This is a genomic window from Yersinia mollaretii ATCC 43969, from assembly GCF_013282725.1.
GTDB classification, from domain to species: Bacteria; Pseudomonadota; Gammaproteobacteria; order Enterobacterales; family Enterobacteriaceae; genus Yersinia; species Yersinia mollaretii.
Genome location: NZ_CP054043.1, coordinates 1,442,731 through 1,462,075, shown reverse-complemented (window position 1 = coordinate 1,462,075; position 19,345 = coordinate 1,442,731). Strand labels below are relative to the sequence as shown.

Genomic DNA, 19,345 nt, shown 5'->3' with positions numbered 1-19,345 from the left:
ACTCCTTAAGATTTCTGTACGAGCACGCAAATGTCATGCGCAGCCCCATTCCATACGGTTAATGGCCCCTCATGCTCTGATGGCCCAAAAGGAGGAACCCCCTCCCACTCTCCCGCAGGTAAGTGCATGTCACACGGTTGGTCAGTGGCGTTAATCACCACCAGCCAGCGCTGTGACAGCAAGATTTGCAGCTGTTTTTGGCTACCCTGCTCCCAAGCCGCACCACTCAACACTTGCCCCTGACTATCCAACCACTGCACATTGCCATCCCCCTCCTGCCACCATGCATCTTTAATCAGGGCCGGAATTTGCTGGCGTAGCCGAATAAGCTCAGCGGTAAATGCCGTTAATGTTTTATCCGCACTGCCCCAATCGAGCCAAGTGAGGATGTTGTTTTGGCAATACGCATTATTGTTACCTTGCTGGCTATGACCCTGCTCATCACCCGCCAGCAGCATCGGCGTCCCCTGCGACAATAACAAGGTGGCCAGTAAAGCCCGCTGGCACGATTTACGCCGTTGCCAGATAGCCTCGTCAGCCACCAACCCTTCACTGCCAAAATTATTGCTGAGGTTGTTATCACTGCCATCACGGTTCTCTTCACCATTGATTTGATTGTGCTTTTGGTTAAAACAGAGCAAATCCAGCAAGGTAAAACCATCATGGGCGGTAATTTGATTGATGCTGGCGGAGGGCAAGCGCGCCCGCTGTTCGAACAGCGCACTGGAGGCGGCAAAATGCTGGGCAAACAGCCCTCGCGGCAGATCATCCCGTAACCAAAAACGGCGCATCACATCGCGATATTGGTCATTCCACTCGCTAAAACCGGTGGGGAATTGGCCCAATTGATAACCGCCCAAGCCGATATCCCAAGGCTCCGCAATCATTTTGCAGGCGCTGAGCCGTTCATCGGCGGCTAAAGCGGCAAACAGGGGCGCGTGTTGGTCAAAAGCGGGAGTACGACCCAGCACCGTTCCCAAATCAAAACGAAAACCGTCAACATGGCAGCAATCGACCCAATAGCGCAGGCACTCGATAACCCACTGCATCACATAGGGGTGATTTAGGCGCAGCGCATTGCCGCAGCCGGTCATGTTGTCGTACTCACCTTCAGGGGTGAGCCAGTAGTAGCTGGCGTTGTCGATACCGCGCTGACACAAGGTGGGGCCGAAAACGTCCAATTCAGCCGAGTGGTTGAACACCACGTCGAGAATCACTTCGATACCCGCTTTGTGCAGGGCTTTGACGGCATCGCGGAACTCTTTGAGCGGAGAAACGCCCTCACGACCCGAGGCGTAATCAGGATCGACCGCATAAGGGGCCAGCACGTTGTAGCCCCAGTAATTACTCAGCCCCATTTTCTGCAACCGTGGCTCATCGACATGGAATTGCACCGGCAGCAGTTCTAAGGTGGTAATGCCTAGTTTTTTCAGATAGTTAATCATGGCGGGGTGGGCCAGACCGGCATAAGTCCCGCGCAGATCAGCGGGAATATCGGGATGCAGCCGGGTTAAGCCACGGACATGGGCTTCATAAATCACCGTATTGCCCCACGGAATCGTGGGGGATCGATCCCCCTGCCAATCATATTCTTCATGCACCACAATGCATTTCGGCACGGCAGCAGCACTGTCCCGCTCGTCAGGTTGATTGACCCCACCACTTAAACGCGGATCATCACCCACTTTGTGATCTAGCGCGTGGGCGCAGGGGTCTATCAGTAATTTATGCGGATTAAAACGATGGCCCTGCTGCGGCTCAAATGGCCCGCTGACCCGATAACCGTAGCGCTGCCCCGGTTTTCCTCCGGGGAGGTAGCCATGCCAAATATCCCCGGTGCGGGCGGGTAAAGGAATCCGCAGCTCCTGATTATCATCATCAAACAGGCACAGCTCTACCTGCTCAGCATGAGCGGAAAACAAGGTGAAATTTATCCCCGCCCCATCAAAATGGGCACCTATTGGGGTCGGGAATCCTTGAGTCAGACAGGTCATCCAGCCCCTCCCGTGACAAAATCCTCCCGCAACAGATAAATCGTCGACAGTGGTGGCAGAGTGAGCAGCAATGAATGCGCGTGGTTATGACTACCCACATTATGGCTATGAATCCCCCCCTGATTACCCATATTGCTGCCACGGTAAAATTCAGAGTCAGAATTCAGCACTTCACGATAATGGCCCCCCTGCGGAATACCTACCCGATAGTGGTAACGCGGGACGGGAGTGAAGTTACTGATAGCAATCAATTCACCGCCATTAGCATCGCGGCGTAAGAAAGCAAACACTGAGTTTTCATGGTCATCGACCACCAGCCATTCAAAACCGGCAGGTTGATAATCCAACTCATAGAGTGGCGCATGCTGTTGATAGCAATGGTTAAGATCACGAACAAAGCGCTGCACACCCGCGTGCCAGCCATTTTCATCATCCAGCAAATGCCAGTCCAGACTGGTGTCGAAATTCCACTCACGCCCCTGCGCAAACTCACAGCCCATAAACAGCAATTTCTTACCGGGATGCGCCCACATAAAGGCGTAGTAGGCGCGCAGATTAGCAAATTTCTGCCATGCATCTCCCGGCATCCGATCCAGCACCGAGCGCTTGCCGTGCACCACTTCATCATGAGAGATAGGCAGGATAAAATTCTCGGTATAGGCATACAACATACCGAAAGTCATCAGATTATGGTGGTATTTGCGGTGAACAGGATCGCACTGCATGTAATTGAGCGTGTCGTGCATCCAGCCCATATTCCATTTGTAGTTGAAGCCCAATCCCCCCGCATCCGGCGGCAATGTCACTCCAGGGAAATCGGTAGACTCCTCCGCCATGGTCACGCCACCGGGGCGCTCAACGCCAATGGTGTGATTGGTGTAACGCAGGAAAGCGATCGCCTCCAGATTTTCCCGCCCACCATAATAGTTAGGCACCCACTGCCCTTCGGCCCGGCTATAATCGCGATAGATCATTGAGGCCACGGCATCAATACGCAGGGCATCAATGCCAAAACACTCCATCCAGTAAAATGCATTCCCCGCCAGATAGTTACGTACTTCATTGCGGCCATAGTTATAGATCAGGGTATTCCAATCCTGATGATAACCTTCGCGCGGATCGGCATATTCATACAGCGAAGTGCCATCAAACTGGGCTAAGCCGTGCTCATCACTGGGGAAGTGACCGGGAACCCAATCCAGAATGACGTTAATTCCCGCATCATGGAATTTGGCGACGAAATCTTTGAAATCCTGCGGCGTCCCGAAACGACGGGTCGGGGCATATAACCCCAATGGCTGATACCCCCAACTGCCATCAAACGGATGCTCGTTAATCGGCAGCAGCTCGACATGGGTAAAGCCCATATATTTGACGTATTCGACCAGTTGATCGGCTAACTCGCCGTAACTGAGCCAAAAGTTATTCTCGGTGTGGCGACGCCACGAACCGAGATGCACTTCATAGATAGAAACGGGCGAGCGCAAATCATTGGCTTTTTGACGTTGGGGGGTATTCGCCACCACATCAGGCAATGGGCTGACTATCGACGCAGTTTCTGGCCGCATCTGAGCTTTAAACGCGTAAGGGTCCGCTTTCAACCGCATCTGATCATGGCTGTCGATAACCTCAAACTTATACAGCTGACCAACCTCGACACCGGGCAGAAACAGCTCCCAAATGCCGTTTTCACGGCGTAAGCGCATCGGATGACGGCGACCGTCCCAAAAGTTAAACTCACCCACCACCGAGACCCGTTTGGCATTGGGTGCCCAAACCGCAAAGCTGACACCGGCCACCCCGTCTAGAGTCATCAAATGCGCCCCCAGCCGTTCATAAGGGCGCAAATGGGTGCCTTCGGCCAACAGCCAGACATCAATATCCTGCAATAAGGTGCCGAAACGGTAGGGATCTTCGATGATTTGTGCACTATCTTGCCAAGTCACGGCGAACTGATAACGAAAGGGCGTTTTGCGACGAGGGAGCTTAGCAATAAAAAAACCACGGGGGTCTTCACAGCTCAATTGGGCAATATTGCGGCCAGTGTCAGTTTCGACCAACCACACTTCTTTGGCATCTGGCAGCAGAGCACACACCTGTAACCCCTGCGCAGTTTGATGCATTCCCAAGACGGAAAAAGGATCGGCATAGTGGCCGGAAATAATCTGATTAATCACCTGACGGTCGGGAAGTACTGGCATGGCATTCTTCCTATGATTAATGACATGATTCTTGGACAAATTCCGAACAACCTAACTAGAAAATGACCTTTTTATCATGCAATCCATTTCATGTTTGAATCGTGATTAAGGTCAATGATCAACCAATAAGTTGATTTAATGCCCAAATCCGTTTTTTCTCTGACAATAAGGCGCTATCAGCTGAGTTTTTTGACCCAAACTATAAGCATAGTCAAAGGAGGCTAAAAAAATTGGCTTACTGCTAATGAAATTTTTTCTCACGTAAAACAGAGGTAAAAACGACGTTTACGCTACGTAAGAAATAGGCCAGTGACATAAAAATCCTAAGTCATGGCATGAAAATAGCCGGACTCGCATTTCCCCCAAGAAAGAGTAGAAATAGGAAGCCGGACTCAGGTTTGGCGATATAACGCCTTTTTTCGCTAAAAAGGGCGGCAGTTAAAATTTTCCGCATCGAAATGTGGGTATAATCGCGCCAAAAATAACCCATCTCAGACAATCCATCTCAGACAACATTGTGGTCACCTAACATGGGCGTCAGCCAGGTCGAACTGATTTTTTCCCTTCTGCAACAGATGTGTGTCTATCTGGTCATTGCCTATCTGTTGAGTAAAACGCCGCTGTTTATCCCGTTGATGCAGGTGACCATTCGCTTGCCCCATAAGCTGGTGTGCTACCTCACCTTCTCCATGTTCTGCATCATGGGCACCTATTTTGGCTTGCATATTGAGGACTCTATCGCCAATACCCGCGCTATTGGTGCAGTATTGGGCGGCGTGCTGGGAGGGCCATCGGTCGGGTTTCTGGTGGGGCTGACCGGCGGGTTACACCGCTACTCTATGGGTGGAATGACTGCCAGCGCCTGTATGTTATCGACCGTCGCCGAGGGGTTACTGGGTGGCTTCCTCCACAGCTATCTGATTCGAAAAAACCGCCTTGATCTACTGTTCCAACCGCTGGTGGTTGCCGGGGTGACACTGGTCGCGGAAGTGTTGCAAATGCTGATTATTCTGGCGGTTGCCCGCCCCTTCAACGAGGCGGTCGAACTAGTCGAGAACATTGCTCTGCCGATGATGATCACCAACACCATTGGGGCCGCCATGTTTATGCGCATCTTATTGGACAGGCGAGCTATTTTCGAAAAGTACACCACGGCATTCTCGGCCAAAGCCCTGCAAATTGCCGCCCGTGCGGAGGGGTTGCTACGTCATGGTTTTGACCAGAAGAACAGTATGCGGGTGGCACGTATTCTGTATGAGGAGCTGGGTGTGGGGGCCGTCGCCATCACTGACCGCGAGAAGTTGCTGGCCTTTATCGGCACCGGTTCTGACCACCATCGGGTGGGGAGTGCGATTACCTCAGACCACACCCACCGCGCGATTGAGCTAAATCAGGTGGTCTATGCCGATGGTAACGCCGTGGCGTATACCTGCTCTATTTCGCCGACCTGTAAGCTTGGCTCCACACTGGTGATTCCCCTACGTGGCGAAGAGCATCGGGTGATTGGCAGCATCAAGTTGTATGAGCCGAAAAGTAAATTATTCTCCAGTATTAACCGCACCTTAGGCGAAGGTATTGCTCACCTGTTATCCGCGCAGATTCTGGCCGGTGAATTTGAACAACAGAAGCAACTGCTCGCGCAATCTGAAATAAAATTGCTCCACGCGCAGGTCAATCCCCATTTTCTCTTTAATGCACTCAATACCTTGTCGGTGGTGATTCGCCGTAATCCCGATCATGCCCGCAAATTAGTGCTCTCTCTGTCGACATTTTTCCGCAAAAACCTCAAACGCAGCCACGATGTGGTGACGCTGAGTGATGAAATTGAGCATGTTAAGGCCTATTTGGAAATAGAAAAGGCGCGCTTTGCAGATCGCCTGAGTGTCGAAATCTCATTATCGGATGAACTGATGGATGCCCGACTACCCGCATTTTCCCTGCAACCGGTGGTCGAAAACGCCATTAAGCACGGTACATCACAGATGTTCAGCCATGGGCGAATTACCTTGCACGGCAAATTGGATGACAATGTGCTTATACTGGCAGTGGAAGATAATGCCGGGTTATACCAACCGCGCCCCAATGGCGATGGTTTGGGGATGAATCTGGTCGATCGGCGAATTAAAGTCCGCTACGGCAACGAATATGGTGTCACCGTCATCAGCGAGGCAGAGAAGTTCACTCGGATTATTATTAAATTACCGTTTATTACGGCGAGTGAATAAGCGTTTTAAGCCAATGTAATCACACGATCAGCCGAAGCAATGGTTGAAGGGCGGTGAGCAATGATAACTCGAGTGATATCTAAAGCGGTAATGCTAGCATTGATATAGTCTTCATTATTCAAATCCAAATGACTGGTTGCCTCATCCATAAAAAGAATTCCGGGGCGGCGATATAAGGCTCGAGCGATCAACAAACGCTGTTTTTGCCCGCCAGATAAGCTGCCCCCCAACTCTCCCAGTCGCGTTTCATATCCCATTGGCATTTGCATAATATCGTCATGAATATTGCATTGGCGGGCACAAGTCACCATCAAATCTCGATCCAAAGAAGAGTCAAAACTGGCAATATTCTCTGCAATAGAGCCAGCGAACAATTTGTCATCCTGCAACACACAGGCAATGCATTGGCGATAGTTATTAATGCCAATGGTGTGAATATCGAGTCCATTGGCTAACACTCTCCCAGCACTCGGCTCCAACAGCCCACTCAACAATCTTATTAATGTGGTTTTCCCCACACCAGACGGCCCGACAAAAGCAATGTGTTCACCAGGTTTAATCTCAAAACTCATTTGATTAATTATTGGCTTAGAGAAACTGTCGTATTGATACATCAAATCATGCGCAGCCAGAGTTACTGCGGTATTTGGCGAAAACAACTGCCGCAGTGGCATCTCCTTTTCTGGCTCCGATAGCACAATATCCGCCACTCTCTCATTATGCAGGCTGAGCATCCGCAGTTGCAGTATCAGACCAATCAAGCTACTCGCACGCTCAGAGAACTGACCACGATAGGCATTGAATGCGACGAACATCCCCAGCGTCATTTGATTATCGATGACCAGTGACGCCCCCAGCCACAGAATAATGACCTGATCACAAGCAGCGATAAAGGCATTCACACCACCGAATAGCATGTCCAGTCGCGTGATGCGAATACCTGCATTAGTCGTATCAATATTCAGATTCAACCAGAATTGAGCACGAGTCTTTAACAGCCCCAGTGCTTTTAGTGTGCCAATACCGTACAGCGTTTCCATAAAGTGCGAGCTAGCTTTTGCGCTTTTAACCAGTAACGCCTCGGATGCCTGCCGATAATAGTTGTAGGTCATCAATCGCATAATGACATATACCGCAGTGAACCCCAGCACAGCCCAAACTAACCAGCCGCCGTACATCAGCATCATAATCAGCACGCCAACAGACATAATGCCGTCGATAATACTGTTAACCATACTGGTCGTAAAAGTGGTTCGGATAGTGTCCAGAGAACCAAAACGCGATTGGATATCACCTAATTTACGTTTTTCAAAATAGGTCAGTGGCAGCGCCATAAGATGGCCGAACATACCCGCCTTCCACTGCACATCGATCAGTGAATCCATCACAACAGTTGTCCACGAACGTAACATTGCTACAGCGGTTCGGAACACAATAAAAAACAGTAGGCCAGTGCAAATTAGCGCCAATAAATGGTGGTCACTGGCTTGAATGACATGATCTAAAACCAGTTGCGTACCAACTGGCATGAGCAAACTAACGGCCTCAATAATCAGTGAGAGGCAAAATATTTTGGTTAGTGCCCCCTTTAACCCACTGATATTGGAGAGTAGGCGGCGCAGTTGTAATCGGCTTTGTTGAATCACAGGGGTAAAATCACTATCCGGCCATAACTCCAACGCAATACCCGTGAAATGCTGAGATAGCTCATGCACACCAATAGCTCGACGCCCTAAAGCAGGATCGTGAATAACAATGCAATTTCGTCGTACCGCGACCAACACCACAAAATGATTGAGATCCCAATGTAGGATACAGGGGGTTTTCAGTGCAGAAAGCTCATCTATATCAATCGATAAAGCACGACTTTTAAACTTGAGTGAGCTGGCAATATCCATCAATGTATTCAGTGTTGCACCTCGAGTTGATGTGCCGAACTGCTGCCGTAAGTTGAACAGATCAATGTGTAAGCCAAAATAGTGAAATACCATTGCCAAACTTGCTACGCCACATTCGGATGATTCAGTTTGTAAAATCTGTGGAACCTTTTTTCTCCATGCTAAATCCAACTTACCCATCAGTAATGAAAAGAGATCGTTATTCATTGATAGGTCCTATCAGACTTTTTTTCATGTCATAGAAAGGTGAAAACATCCATTGATAGAGAGGGCGTTTTTCGAGAAAGAGAGTAGATTGTGCTTTCATCCCACCAGCCAGATACAGTACTTTCCCTTGATGGCTTAGCTGAGTTTTATCTATTAATACTAAAGTCTTATAGTAAGACTCCGACCCCATACTAGGGTGGCGAAGTGGAGTGTTACTGTAACTGTCCATCTCCTGAAGGGAAGCGGGTACAGTGGAAAGCGTATCAATACGACCTGAAAATTGACCAAATTTTTCAAATGGAAAAGCATCGTAACGAATATTGACATGATCGCCCTTAGCCACATAGGGGACCGCATTATTTGGCAACCAAAGCACCAAGTAATAAATAGTGTTAGTACCCGGAACTAACTGCGCCAAACTGTCCCCCATATTGACCATTTGTCCAGTCGTTACACTGAGAGATTCTATACGCCCAGCAACTGGGGCATTAACCACTAATGCACCTGTAGCATCCGTCTCAGCTAACTGCCGTTGTAAATCCCCATACTGCAATTGATATTGTGAAATCTGATTATCAAAGTCAGCCGCACGAGTAATAATCTCACTGTCCAGATTGGTAATTTGTAGCGCTTCTTGCATGTTTTGGCTGTACAGACTTTGAAAAGTACTTTGTTGCTGATAATAAGAAATTTTTTGACTAATCACCTGCTCGTTGGTGATTAAACCTTTCCGCTGATATTCACTATAGCTCTCCGCAACCTTGCGCATGGACTCAACATTTTGCTGACTCTCTTTGACTAATAGGGATGATTGCTTATAAGCAACCTCATACTTCCTCTTTTTGTCCTGAATATGATTAAGTGTGACTATTTTATTGTTCTCTATCTTTTTAATAATACTCTCAATCTGTACTAACTGACGTTCAATAGCCTGTTGACTATTTTTACTCACCCTACCAGAGTCAGTGACTTTACTGACGTCAATTTGATAAAGCACGTCTCCTTTTACTACCTCATCACCCACATTAACCAAAACCTGAGTAATGAAACCTTGCTGAGAAGCAAAAATATTAATTGACCGAGGAAACGTTGTCACCTCGCCATAAACATTTATTCTCCTAGTGTAATCACCGAATATAATCGCAGTCAGTAAAATAACAATAATCACTAATGATAGTGTTGCTACAACCCAAGGTGATACACCAGAAATCAGCAATGCCTTTCCTGTCCATTTTGTCACCTGATAATCAAAGGCTTCCTGCCTGAACATATGTGAACCCATTTTATTGACATCAATATAATCTATTAATAAAAAGCACCACATTAAATGTCAGAAAGACATAATCAATATGGCGTAAATCATTATTTAGCATATAAGAAAAAAACAGATTAACCGCAATTTAATTTCCCCGTCATCCTACAGATATAATAACTATCTGGGCCACTCAGATAAGCCGGTCTGCCCAATGTAGCAGGATCATAGCTCATGGTTGGAATCGTAATTTGGGGAGCGGAATTAATGACATGAGTGACGCCATCATAGGCTTTCCCCCCAATAGCCCCGCCGATTGCAGCACCTCCGGCCGCACCAGCAGATCCCCCAAATCGACCTCCTACTGCAGTTCCAACAAGGGTACCAGAAGCCTGAGCTAAATCTCTCCCCGAATCGCCACCACTAACATATTCAGTTTCTAATACTGATAAATATTTCATATCATTACCTCCATCCTTAGCTATATTTACTTACTTCTTATTCTTAAGTAAGCATCTATAAACTTCCCCATAGAATCAAAAAATGAAATAAATGTGCATATGAATGCAGCACCTACTGATATATATATCTTACTTCCAACCTCTGGAATTTCACCATCCAATATAAAACTAGATAAATAGAGCATGAAAATATTAAAAATAGTATAAAAAACAATTTTTATTAGCCAATTTACCATTCTGACAACAAGAACAAAGCCATACATAAAAACCCCTAGTAAATAAAACACAGGCACTGCCTATATTAAATAGAGCAAAAACACTCAGTTATAAAGAAAAACATGTAACTATTATTTAATACAAAATAACTCATAGGCTCAAAACTAAAATTAGTCATGTCATTTGTAGATTCAGACGATAAAAAAATAAAAACATCACATTCATGATAAAACAATTAAAATAAATTTCATTAAATTAACTTAATTGACATAATCTTTTCTTTGTAATTATTTAATATATTACTATTGAAGTTTAGTTCATCAAAAAAATCAAAACATTTAACTGCCTGTTTAATATAATCATTCTCAAATAGAAGGATGGAAATAAGCAAATCAATATGATATCCTTCACTATGAATCATTCCATATTGCGGGCTGATGTTTTTTTCTCTATACATGATAGTCTCAGTTAGTAATTTTTTGATTCCCCACTTAAGCCTAACTATTTCTATAAGACATTTATAATAAAATGAATTGCTATTTTCTGGATTAAGATCATTCATAATTTCAGCAATAACATAGGCATCATCAAATTTACCCTGCCTAAACAAATTATTAGCAAGAACATCTAATAACGCAAAAGAAAATTCGTCGATAATAATATTGCTTAGTACAAAACCATCTTTTTGATTTAGCAAAACAGCTGATTTAATTCCAACCTCAGCATCTAATAAATTCATATTATCAATACCATCTCTATAGTAAAAAAATCTCCACCTTAAATTACTTGGCTCTAATAATATCATTCGTCTCAATAGGGATAAGTTTCTTTCTGTTTTTCCTTTACTTTTTACAACTTCATCCATATATCCATCATGGAAAAACTTAATATCAATAGAAATATAGTATGGTAACCGACCATCAATCCTTGGTTCTTCATGAACTAATCCAAAATAGTTTATATCTGTATGATTTAAAAAAATCCTACGAACTGTCTTAATATTATATCCATTGTGATTAGCTATAAATGGGCATGCTACTATTTCATCTTTTATAGATATAGCTTGTAAAATACGTAACTTTCTTTTTATTTCGTTATTATCTATGGCCTCCAAGTATTCATCAGCATCAATGAACATGATCCAATCTTTACTTGCTTTACTTTTAGCAAAATTTCTCGCATGAGAAAAATCATCTATCCAACATATGCAATGAATTATAATTTTCTCATTATCAATTTCTTTGATTATATCTAAAGTATTATCAGTGGAGCCAGTATCAACGATAATAATCTCATCAACACTGTTTACAATACTATCAATACATCTTTTAATACATCGCTCCTCATTCTTAACAAGAATAATTGCAGACAAAGTCGGATTTAGTGTCTGCTCAATTTTTTCAGATAAAACAGAAATATAGCTTAAGATATCATCAGTTGATAAATCATCATTTTTTATTAATTTAGTCAATCGCTTATCAATTTCTAAGATAAATGAAATATTTTCAATCCAGTTATTAAGTAAATCAAATTCCTTATGACCTAAATTAAAAGTCACCCCCTCCTCTTTGACTAACCCAAGATAATTAGAATCATAACATATAATATCATTCATATTTACAAGCCTAATGAGCAAGAGACATAATGCTAACTGAAATAGCATTATGTCTTATTTTAAATATTATCTCTGTGTACTAAACCCGCCCCCAGTATAGCTTGGGTTTGGATCTCCATAAAAACCACCAGGCCATGAACAGGAACGAACAACATCCATTACTCCTCCCCAGGTCATGCTTGGACCTGGATTGTAATCATCATTACCTCCTGATATTCTAGAAAGAATCAATTCATCTTTAATTTCACGCAATAATTCTTTAGAGTTTGTCATAAACATATCCTATGTTAATTATTAAAATCCTCATGTGAATTAAGAAATCTAATGACTCTATCGGTATCATTACAATAATATTCTAACGTAGTAAGATAGAGGACATTTCTTTTATCATAATCACTAAGATAGAATTGTTTTTGTAATCCTGGGGTGCAAATAATAAAATCAGAGACTCCCTTTAATTCATCTATATTAGACTCTGAAGAGTCGAGTATTACGGTACAGTTTATGCCACTATCAATCAAGTCATGATTTAATTTTTTTACATATTTACATTCTTTGTTCCAACCAAATATCATCGGAGTAAATAATGCCCTTCCTAACATTGGACTAGAGTTATAAACAAACACAGCTATTTTATTCATTTGTTAATACCTATATCATTATAATTATAACCCACTTCCATTAAGCTATTTAATGGAAAATAAAACTAGCGATTATAATAAAAAATGTCAATTTTTTTAAAAAAACCAAATAATGATAATCAGTCTTACATATCATAAAATATGAACATTTATTCTATAACGGATTTATATATTCCAACAATGAACTTATAACCTGAAAACTCAGATGATGAACGAATTATTTAAATTATCTAATTGCTACGAATAACAAAAACCCTGACCATCAGATCAGGGTTTTTATTATTTTATCCATTAATTATGAATTACGGGTCACAGCAAAATCCGCAGCATACGACGCAGTGGTTCTGCCGCGCCCCATAGCAACTGGTCACCGACGGTAAAGGCGGAGAGATAATCCGGCCCCATATTCAGTTTGCGCAGGCGGCCAACCGGGGTATTCAGTGTACCGGTGACTGCCGCAGGGGTCAGTTCGCGCATACTCAGTTCACGATCGTTCGGGATAACGCGAACCCAATCATTGTGCGTCGCCAGTAATTGCTCGATTTCCGGTAATGGCACGTCTTTTTTCAATTTCAGGGTGAATGCCTGGCTGTGGCAGCGCAATGCGCCGATACGAACACACAAGCCATCAACCGGGATCACGCTGCCGGTATTCAGAATTTTGTTAGTCTCAGCCTGACCTTTCCACTCTTCACGGCTCTGGCCGTTATCCAGTGCTTTGTCGATCCATGGGATCAAACTGCCCGCCAGTGGTACACCAAAATTATCTGTCGGCAAGGTGCCACTGCGGGTGGCAGCGGTCACTTTACGTTCAATATCCAGAATGGCAGAAGCTGGGTCTTGTAGCTCTTTTGCCACACCCGCATGTAACATGCCCATTTGGGTCAGCAACTCACGCATATGACGCGCGCCGCCGCCAGATGCCGCTTGGTAGGTGGCAACTGAGGCCCACTCAACCAAATTATTAGCAAACAAACCACCCAGTGACATCAGCATCAGGCTGACAGTACAGTTGCCGCCAGCAAAGGTCTTGATGCCTTTATCCAGACCCTGCTTAATCACATCGTGGTTAACCGGGTCCAGAATGATAATCGCGTCATCTTGCATGCGCAGTGAAGAGGCCGCATCAATCCAGTAACCCTGCCAGCCCGCTTTACGCAGCTTTGGATAAACTTCGTTGGTATAATCTCCCCCTTGGCAGGTGATAATAATATCCAATGCACTCAATGCATCAATATCAAAAGCATCTTGCAACGTGCCTTGCTGACCGGTGAATGTCGGTGCCGCCTGACCATGTTGAGAGGTAGAGAAAAAGACTGGGCGGATACCGTCAAAGTCGCGTTCTTCAATCATGCGTTGCATGAGGACTGAGCCGACCATACCGCGCCAGCCGATAAAACCAACGTTTTTCATGTTTACTGTCCTGCCTTGGAGGGTGACACCGATTAATGGATGGCTGTCTTGTCATCTACACGTTGTATAGGATGTAGCAGACTGACTAAGATAGACCTCATACCACCTTACAAAATATGGACAAAGTGGCAAGTTAAATTATTCGATACCAGAATGATTCAAAGCAATCTTCCTAATATGTGACTTTGACTGGCGGGAAACGCCAGTCGTTTTGATTATTTTGAGGTAATAATGACAGAGATGATTGCAGCAACTGTGTTGCTGTTTTTGATTATGGACCCGTTAGGAAATTTGCCGATTTTTATGTCGGTGCTAAAGCATCTGGAGCCTAAACGGCGGCGAGTGGTGTTGATCCGCGAATTGCTGATCGCACTCGGATTGATGCTGATTTTCCTGTTCGCTGGCGAGAAGATTCTGGCGTTCCTGAATCTGCGAACAGAAACCGTGTCGATATCTGGCGGTATCATTTTGTTTTTAATCGCCATTAAGATGATTTTTCCTTCACCAGAAAGTAGCGTTACCGGGTTATCGGCTGGGGAAGAACCTTTCTTAGTGCCACTGGCCATTCCTTTAGTCGCAGGCCCGTCTATTCTAGCGACGCTGATGCTGTTATCACATCAATACCCCAATCAACTCAGCCACTTGGTGCTGGCATTGATGATTGCTTGGGGCTTATCCGCTGCGATTTTGCTGATGTCGAACTTGTTCCTGCGCTTGCTGGGGAATAAAGGGGTCAGTGCGTTGGAGCGACTGATGGGGCTAATTTTGGTGATGCTATCAACACAGATGTTTTTAGATGGCGTGCGGGCATATCTGAGCAAATAAAACACTACCCAGAAATCGGATAACCAAAGCGGGGCACGCTGCCCGCTTTGACTTCGCAACACTTGGCGATGAGAAAGCAGCTCAACTCTGCCCTTCCAGTGCCAGCACACAGCGCCGCACCACTTCATCAATATCCACATCAATATCGACGCAAATGACATCTGGCTCATCCGCACCGGGCTCTTCCAGTGTTTCAAACTGACTTTTCAGCAGATCAGTCGGCATAAAATGGCCGGACCGTGCTTTGAGCCGCTCCATAATGACGTCAAAACTGCCTTTCAGGTATAAAAACACCATTCCCTGATTGCCGTCTCGCAGGCGGTCACGATAGCGGCGTTTGAGTGCTGAACAGACAATAATGCCGGTTTCATTTTTATGGTTCAGGCTGTAGGCCGCATCACTCAGGCGCTCCAACCACGGCATACGGTCCTCATCATTGAGAGGATGCCCACTGCCCATTTTCTGAATATTAGCGCGAGGATGCAGATCGTCACCATCAATAAATTTGGCATGAATTTGATGGGCCACCGCTTCTCCCACCGTAGTTTTACCGCTACCCGATACGCCCATCACGATAATGCTATGTCCTGCCATAATGTTGATCTCTATCTCAGAATGGGAATTTTACCGCGCTCTATGGTTCCGTATTTTACCATGTTACCGGTATCATGATACCGGTAACAAATGGAGATGTGACTTTTATCACATAGGATAGAACATCATTACTCAACTCAATCGCACCATCACACAGGCCGAAAAGGCTAGGTGTAACGAGTAAAAAAGGGTCACCTTCCTTCCCCTACTGCCGGTGAAGATGGCTGAAAAATATAACTAAAATAGATACATATCTAACGTAAGCGGAGAAACACCATGCCATTAGTCATTGTTGCGGTTGGCGTTGCCATGCTGCTGTTACTGATGATCCGTTTCAAGCTCAACGGATTTCTCTCCCTGATACTGGTCGCGCTGGCGGTCGGTGTCATGCAAGGGATGCCTGTCGATAAAGTCGTCAGTTCAATCAAAGCAGGGGTGGGCGGAACTCTGGGCAGCTTGGCCCTGATCATGGGCTTCGGTGCCATGCTCGGTAAATTACTGGCCGACTGTGGCGGCGCTCAACGCATTGCTACCACCCTGATCGACAAATTCGGTAAACAACATATCCAGTGGGCCGTGGTACTGACTGGCTTCACCGTGGGTTTTGCCCTGTTCTATGAAGTCGGTTTCGTGTTGTTGCTACCATTAGTATTCAGTATCGCAGCCTCAGCACGTATTCCGCTACTTTATGTCGGCGTGCCAATGGCCGCCGCGCTGTCGGTGACTCACGGTTTCTTGCCGCCGCACCCCGGCCCTACCGCCATTGCCACCATTTTTCACGCGGATATGGGGAAAACCTTGCTGTACGGGACACTGTTGGCAATCCCCACGGTGATTCTGGCTGGCCCAGTATTTGCCCGCTTCCTGAAAGGGATTGATAAGCCAGTGCCTGAAGGGCTGTATAACCCGAAAACTTTCACCGACGAAGAGATGCCAAGCTTTGGTGTGAGTGTCAGCACGGCGCTGGTTCCGGTTATTTTGATGGCACTGCGGGCAGTGGCAGAGATGATTTTGCCGAAAGGCCATCCGATTCTCTCTTATGCAGAGTTCTTCGGTGACCCAGTTATCGCCACACTGATTGCGGTGCTGATCGCAATTTTCACTTTTGGTTTAAACCGTGGTCGTTCAATGGAATCAGTGATGGATACCGTGAGCGACTCCATCAAAATCATCGCCATGATGCTGCTGGTGATCGGTGGTGGCGGGGCTTTCAAGCAGGTTTTAGTCGACAGCGGCGTTGATCATTACATCGCCGGCATGATGAATAGTAGCGGTTTATCACCAATCCTGATGGCATGGACCATTGCTGCGGTTCTGCGCATCGCGCTGGGTTCAGCAACAGTGGCGGCTATTACCGCAGGCGGTATCGTGGCTCCGTTAATCGCCACCACCGGTGCCAGTCCTGAACTGATGGTGATTGCCGTCGGTTCCGGCAGCGTGATTTTCTCTCACGTTAACGATCCAGGCTTCTGGCTGTTCAAGGAGTACTTCAACCTGACCATCGTCGAAACCTTTAAGTCATGGTCCGTGCTGGAAACTATTATTTCGGTCTGCGGATTGGTCGGCTGTCTGTTGTTGTCGATGGTGATCTAAAGCTTAAATACTGCCGCCGGGGAGGAGGGTAAAACCTACGTCAACCATCTTGGGTGTGACCACCTCTCCGCGCAGCCGTGCCAACAAACGCTCGGCACCTATTTGCCCCATTCTCTCGCGTGGGGTCAGCACACTGGCTAGCTTCGGCACCATCGACTGACCAATATCATGACCATGGAAACCGGCTATCGCCATATCATGCGGGATAGATAACCCCTGACGCTGGCACTCAAATACCGCACCAATTGCCAGATCATCATTGGTGCAAAATATACTGTCAATCTGCGGATAGCTGGCCTGTGCCTCAAGCAATAGCTCTGCCCCTGCGGAATAAGATGAAGATCGGCTGGTCATGACACTCATCGGCACCAGACCTGACTCGCGCATTGCCTGCTCATAACCTTGCTGCTTAATGACCGTTCGCTCATCCTGACGCGCGCCAAAATAGACCACGTATCGATGGCCTTTGGCGATAATTTGCTGTGTCATCTGCCTCGCGGCTTCAAAGTTATTAAATCCCACAGCTAAATCAATGCATGGCGAAGAACAATCCATCAGCTCAATAACAGGAATGCCTGCGACCTCAATCATTTTCAATGTGCGGGCAGTATGGTGGCGCTCGGAGAGAATCAGGCCATCAATATTGTAGGAGAGCAGTGAGGTCAGCCGCTGCTCCTCACGCTCTTTCTGATAGCCATAATGCGCCAACATAGTTTGGTAACCATGCGCATCCGTCACACTCTCAATGCCGCGCAAAACCTCGGCGAACACCTGATTGGTCAATGACGGTAGCAGTACACCAATAGCATGGCTGGTCGCGTTTGAAAGGATATCGGGGGCGCGGTTGGGGATATAGCCCAGTTCGTCTAGTGCCAGCGCGATTTTTTTCTGCAAAAGTGCGGAAACTTGTTCTGGATTACGCAAATAGCGGCTGACGGTCATTTTAGTGACCCCCACCATATCAGCGACATCTTGTAGCACTGGCCTTTTTTTCTTCATTATCAATGAACTGAGGCAGAGTAAACGGGATGTCATTCTAGCAAAAAAAAGGGTACTACGCGATGCGCATACCCTTTTAGTTAGAACGGTAATATTTAAACTGGCGGCAGATCAAACAGCAATATTTCACTATCTTCATCCGCATGAATAGAAAGTGCGGTTTCATCCCAAATAGCAAATGCATCGCTAGTACCCGCAGGGTGTCCGTTAATGGACACTTTACCGCGCACTACCTGTATCCAGATGCGGCGCTCTGCTTGAATCTGGTAAATTGATTGCTCTTCACGTTTCAGCGCCCAACGCCACAGCGTCATGTCTTGGAACACTTTCAGCGAGCCATCACGGGCATCTGGTGACAGCACCAGCTGCCGCCCCTGCGGGATGTCGAACATCTGCTGCTCATATCGCGGCGCTAAACCTGTTTTATTTGGAATAATCCAAATTTGGTATAGGTGCAGTGGTTGATCATCCCGACCATTATATTCTGAATGGCGGATACCTGTACCGGCGCTCATAATCTGGAACTCGCCAGCATGAATTTGCTCTTTGTTACCCATGCTATCTTGGTGCTCGACAGTTCCGGACAGCACATAAGTCAGGATTTCCATGTCCTTATGTGGATGAGTACCAAATCCCTGACCTGCGTCGATAACATCTTCGTTAATCACCCGCAGCGCTGAAAAACCCATAAATTCGGGATCGTAATAGTCGGCGAATGAGAAAGTATGCCAGCTGTCGAGCCAACCGTGATTAGCATGGCCACGTTCTTCTGCTTTGCGTAAAAAAATCATGTTCAGTTCTCCTCAACGTTTTCTTTAGTCTAGATGTCGCTGGAGAATATGAAAGCGCAAAAAACTCACTCCTCTGTTCAAAAAATTCGACCGATGAGTCAGTTGAAATACAAATGATTTGAATTTGAAGCTATTAGAGAGAGGAAACATCGAGATAAGTTGGGTATGGTAGTTTGCAGACTCATGATTCACAGAGAAAACAGCTAAAAATAGCTAAAAATAGCTAAAAAAAAAGCCAGCACCCGGCTGGCTAAGTAAACACTGGAAGCAATGTGAGCAATGTCGTGCCTTCGTAATGCGAACACCTAAACTCTGATGGCCTCATCTGAAAGCACGACAATGATAATCATTATCACTCTCACTTGTAAAGTGTTTTTTTTAGCCACTTGCAATTTTATTGAATCGAGTCAATAAACCAAC

At 45.8% G+C, this 19,345-nt stretch carries 15 protein-coding genes; 3 read left to right on the top strand and 12 right to left on the bottom strand.

Translation table 11 applies throughout. The features are described from left to right. Positions 1–5: 5 nt before the first annotated feature. Together glgX and glgB are read right to left on the bottom strand one after the other, a co-directional pair. Positions 6–1,994 (bottom strand): glycogen debranching protein GlgX, encoded by a 1,989-nt coding sequence (glgX, locus tag HRD69_RS06410; RefSeq protein WP_032814132.1) that lies wholly within the window; start codon positions 1,992–1,994, stop codon positions 6–8. Then, complete coding sequence (glgB, locus tag HRD69_RS06405) at positions 1,991–4,195, bottom strand: 1,4-alpha-glucan branching protein GlgB (protein WP_004874893.1); 2,205 nt, start codon at positions 4,193–4,195, stop codon at positions 1,991–1,993. Before glgB ends, glgX begins: the two co-directional genes overlap by 4 nt. A gap of 530 nt (positions 4,196–4,725) precedes the next feature. Here glgB and HRD69_RS06400 point away from each other — a divergent pair. Then, positions 4,726–6,420 (top strand): sensor histidine kinase, encoded by a 1,695-nt coding sequence (locus HRD69_RS06400; protein ID WP_004874895.1) that lies wholly within the window; start codon positions 4,726–4,728, stop codon positions 6,418–6,420. A gap of 5 nt (positions 6,421–6,425) precedes the next feature. On the opposite strand, the gene HRD69_RS06395 is transcribed toward HRD69_RS06400, so the two are convergent. The 7 genes from HRD69_RS06395 to asd form a co-directional block, all read right to left on the bottom strand. Beyond that, positions 6,426–8,525 (bottom strand): peptidase domain-containing ABC transporter, encoded by a 2,100-nt coding sequence (locus HRD69_RS06395; protein ID WP_032814134.1) that lies wholly within the window; start codon positions 8,523–8,525, stop codon positions 6,426–6,428. Further along, the gene (locus HRD69_RS06390; protein WP_100188987.1) at positions 8,518–9,795 is read right to left on the bottom strand and encodes an HlyD family secretion protein; all 1,278 of its coding nucleotides are present in this window, start codon (positions 9,793–9,795) and stop codon (positions 8,518–8,520) included. Before HRD69_RS06390 ends, HRD69_RS06395 begins: the two co-directional genes overlap by 8 nt. 119 nt (positions 9,796–9,914) lie before the next feature. Continuing rightward, a complete protein-coding gene (locus HRD69_RS06385) occupies positions 9,915–10,238 on the bottom strand; it encodes a hypothetical protein (RefSeq protein ID WP_032814136.1) in 324 nt (107 codons plus the stop codon). Positions 10,239–10,704: 466 nt separating this feature from the next. Next, positions 10,705–12,069: a glycosyltransferase family 2 protein gene (locus HRD69_RS06380; RefSeq protein WP_172984604.1), complete on the bottom strand. Its 1,365-nt coding sequence runs from the start codon at positions 12,067–12,069 to the stop codon at positions 10,705–10,707. 66 nt (positions 12,070–12,135) lie between these two features. Further along, entirely contained in the window at positions 12,136–12,342 is a 207-nt protein-coding gene (locus HRD69_RS06375; protein WP_145578020.1) for a hypothetical protein, read from the bottom strand. 14 nt (positions 12,343–12,356) lie between these two features. Then, positions 12,357–12,710 carry a hypothetical protein gene (locus HRD69_RS06370; protein ID WP_032814141.1) on the bottom strand — a complete coding sequence of 118 codons (354 nt, stop codon included), beginning with the start codon at positions 12,708–12,710 and terminating at the stop codon, positions 12,357–12,359. A 309-nt stretch (positions 12,711–13,019) separates the two neighbouring features. Continuing rightward, positions 13,020–14,123: an aspartate-semialdehyde dehydrogenase gene (asd, locus tag HRD69_RS06365; RefSeq protein ID WP_004874901.1), complete on the bottom strand. Its 1,104-nt coding sequence runs from the start codon at positions 14,121–14,123 to the stop codon at positions 13,020–13,022. Positions 14,124–14,354: 231 nt separating this feature from the next. Between asd and HRD69_RS06360 the strand changes: the two genes are divergently transcribed. Next, positions 14,355–14,948 (top strand): YhgN family NAAT transporter, encoded by a 594-nt coding sequence (locus tag HRD69_RS06360; RefSeq protein ID WP_004874902.1) that lies wholly within the window; start codon positions 14,355–14,357, stop codon positions 14,946–14,948. Positions 14,949–15,029: 81 nt separating this feature from the next. On the opposite strand, the gene HRD69_RS06355 is transcribed toward HRD69_RS06360, so the two are convergent. After that, positions 15,030–15,542 carry a gluconokinase gene (locus HRD69_RS06355; protein ID WP_004874903.1) on the bottom strand — a complete coding sequence of 171 codons (513 nt, stop codon included), beginning with the start codon at positions 15,540–15,542 and terminating at the stop codon, positions 15,030–15,032. A 276-nt stretch (positions 15,543–15,818) separates the two neighbouring features. On the opposite strand from HRD69_RS06355, the gene gntT reads away from it, so the two are divergent. Next, a complete protein-coding gene (gene gntT, locus HRD69_RS06350; RefSeq protein WP_004874904.1) occupies positions 15,819–17,135 on the top strand; it encodes a gluconate transporter in 1,317 nt (438 codons plus the stop codon). 3 nt (positions 17,136–17,138) lie between these two features. On the opposite strand, the gene gntR is transcribed toward gntT, so the two are convergent. Both gntR and HRD69_RS06340 read right to left on the bottom strand, forming a co-directional pair. Beyond that, positions 17,139–18,134 carry a gluconate operon transcriptional repressor GntR gene (gntR, locus tag HRD69_RS06345; RefSeq protein WP_032814144.1) on the bottom strand — a complete coding sequence of 332 codons (996 nt, stop codon included), beginning with the start codon at positions 18,132–18,134 and terminating at the stop codon, positions 17,139–17,141. A gap of 95 nt (positions 18,135–18,229) precedes the next feature. Continuing rightward, positions 18,230–18,925: a pirin family protein gene (locus tag HRD69_RS06340; RefSeq protein WP_004874906.1), complete on the bottom strand. Its 696-nt coding sequence runs from the start codon at positions 18,923–18,925 to the stop codon at positions 18,230–18,232. Positions 18,926–19,345: the final 420 nt, after the last annotated feature.

Coding starts and splice junctions, on each gene's coding strand:
- glgX (WP_032814132.1), bottom strand. CDS start 1,994: ATGACCTGTCTGACTCAAGGATTCCCGACCCCAATAGGTGCCCATTTT.
- glgB (WP_004874893.1), bottom strand. CDS start 4,195: ATGCCAGTACTTCCCGACCGTCAGGTGATTAATCAGATTATTTCCGGC.
- HRD69_RS06400 (WP_004874895.1), top strand. CDS start 4,726: ATGGGCGTCAGCCAGGTCGAACTGATTTTTTCCCTTCTGCAACAGATG.
- HRD69_RS06395 (WP_032814134.1), bottom strand. CDS start 8,525: ATGAATAACGATCTCTTTTCATTACTGATGGGTAAGTTGGATTTAGCA.
- HRD69_RS06390 (WP_100188987.1), bottom strand. CDS start 9,795: ATGTTCAGGCAGGAAGCCTTTGATTATCAGGTGACAAAATGGACAGGA.
- HRD69_RS06385 (WP_032814136.1), bottom strand. CDS start 10,238: ATGAAATATTTATCAGTATTAGAAACTGAATATGTTAGTGGTGGCGAT.
- HRD69_RS06380 (WP_172984604.1), bottom strand. CDS start 12,069: ATGAATGATATTATATGTTATGATTCTAATTATCTTGGGTTAGTCAAA.
- HRD69_RS06375 (WP_145578020.1), bottom strand. CDS start 12,342: ATGACAAACTCTAAAGAATTATTGCGTGAAATTAAAGATGAATTGATT.
- HRD69_RS06370 (WP_032814141.1), bottom strand. CDS start 12,710: ATGAATAAAATAGCTGTGTTTGTTTATAACTCTAGTCCAATGTTAGGA.
- asd (WP_004874901.1), bottom strand. CDS start 14,123: ATGAAAAACGTTGGTTTTATCGGCTGGCGCGGTATGGTCGGCTCAGTC.
- HRD69_RS06360 (WP_004874902.1), top strand. CDS start 14,355: ATGACAGAGATGATTGCAGCAACTGTGTTGCTGTTTTTGATTATGGAC.
- HRD69_RS06355 (WP_004874903.1), bottom strand. CDS start 15,542: ATGGCAGGACATAGCATTATCGTGATGGGCGTATCGGGTAGCGGTAAA.
- gntT (WP_004874904.1), top strand. CDS start 15,819: ATGCCATTAGTCATTGTTGCGGTTGGCGTTGCCATGCTGCTGTTACTG.
- gntR (WP_032814144.1), bottom strand. CDS start 18,134: ATGAAGAAAAAAAGGCCAGTGCTACAAGATGTCGCTGATATGGTGGGG.
- HRD69_RS06340 (WP_004874906.1), bottom strand. CDS start 18,925: ATGATTTTTTTACGCAAAGCAGAAGAACGTGGCCATGCTAATCACGGT.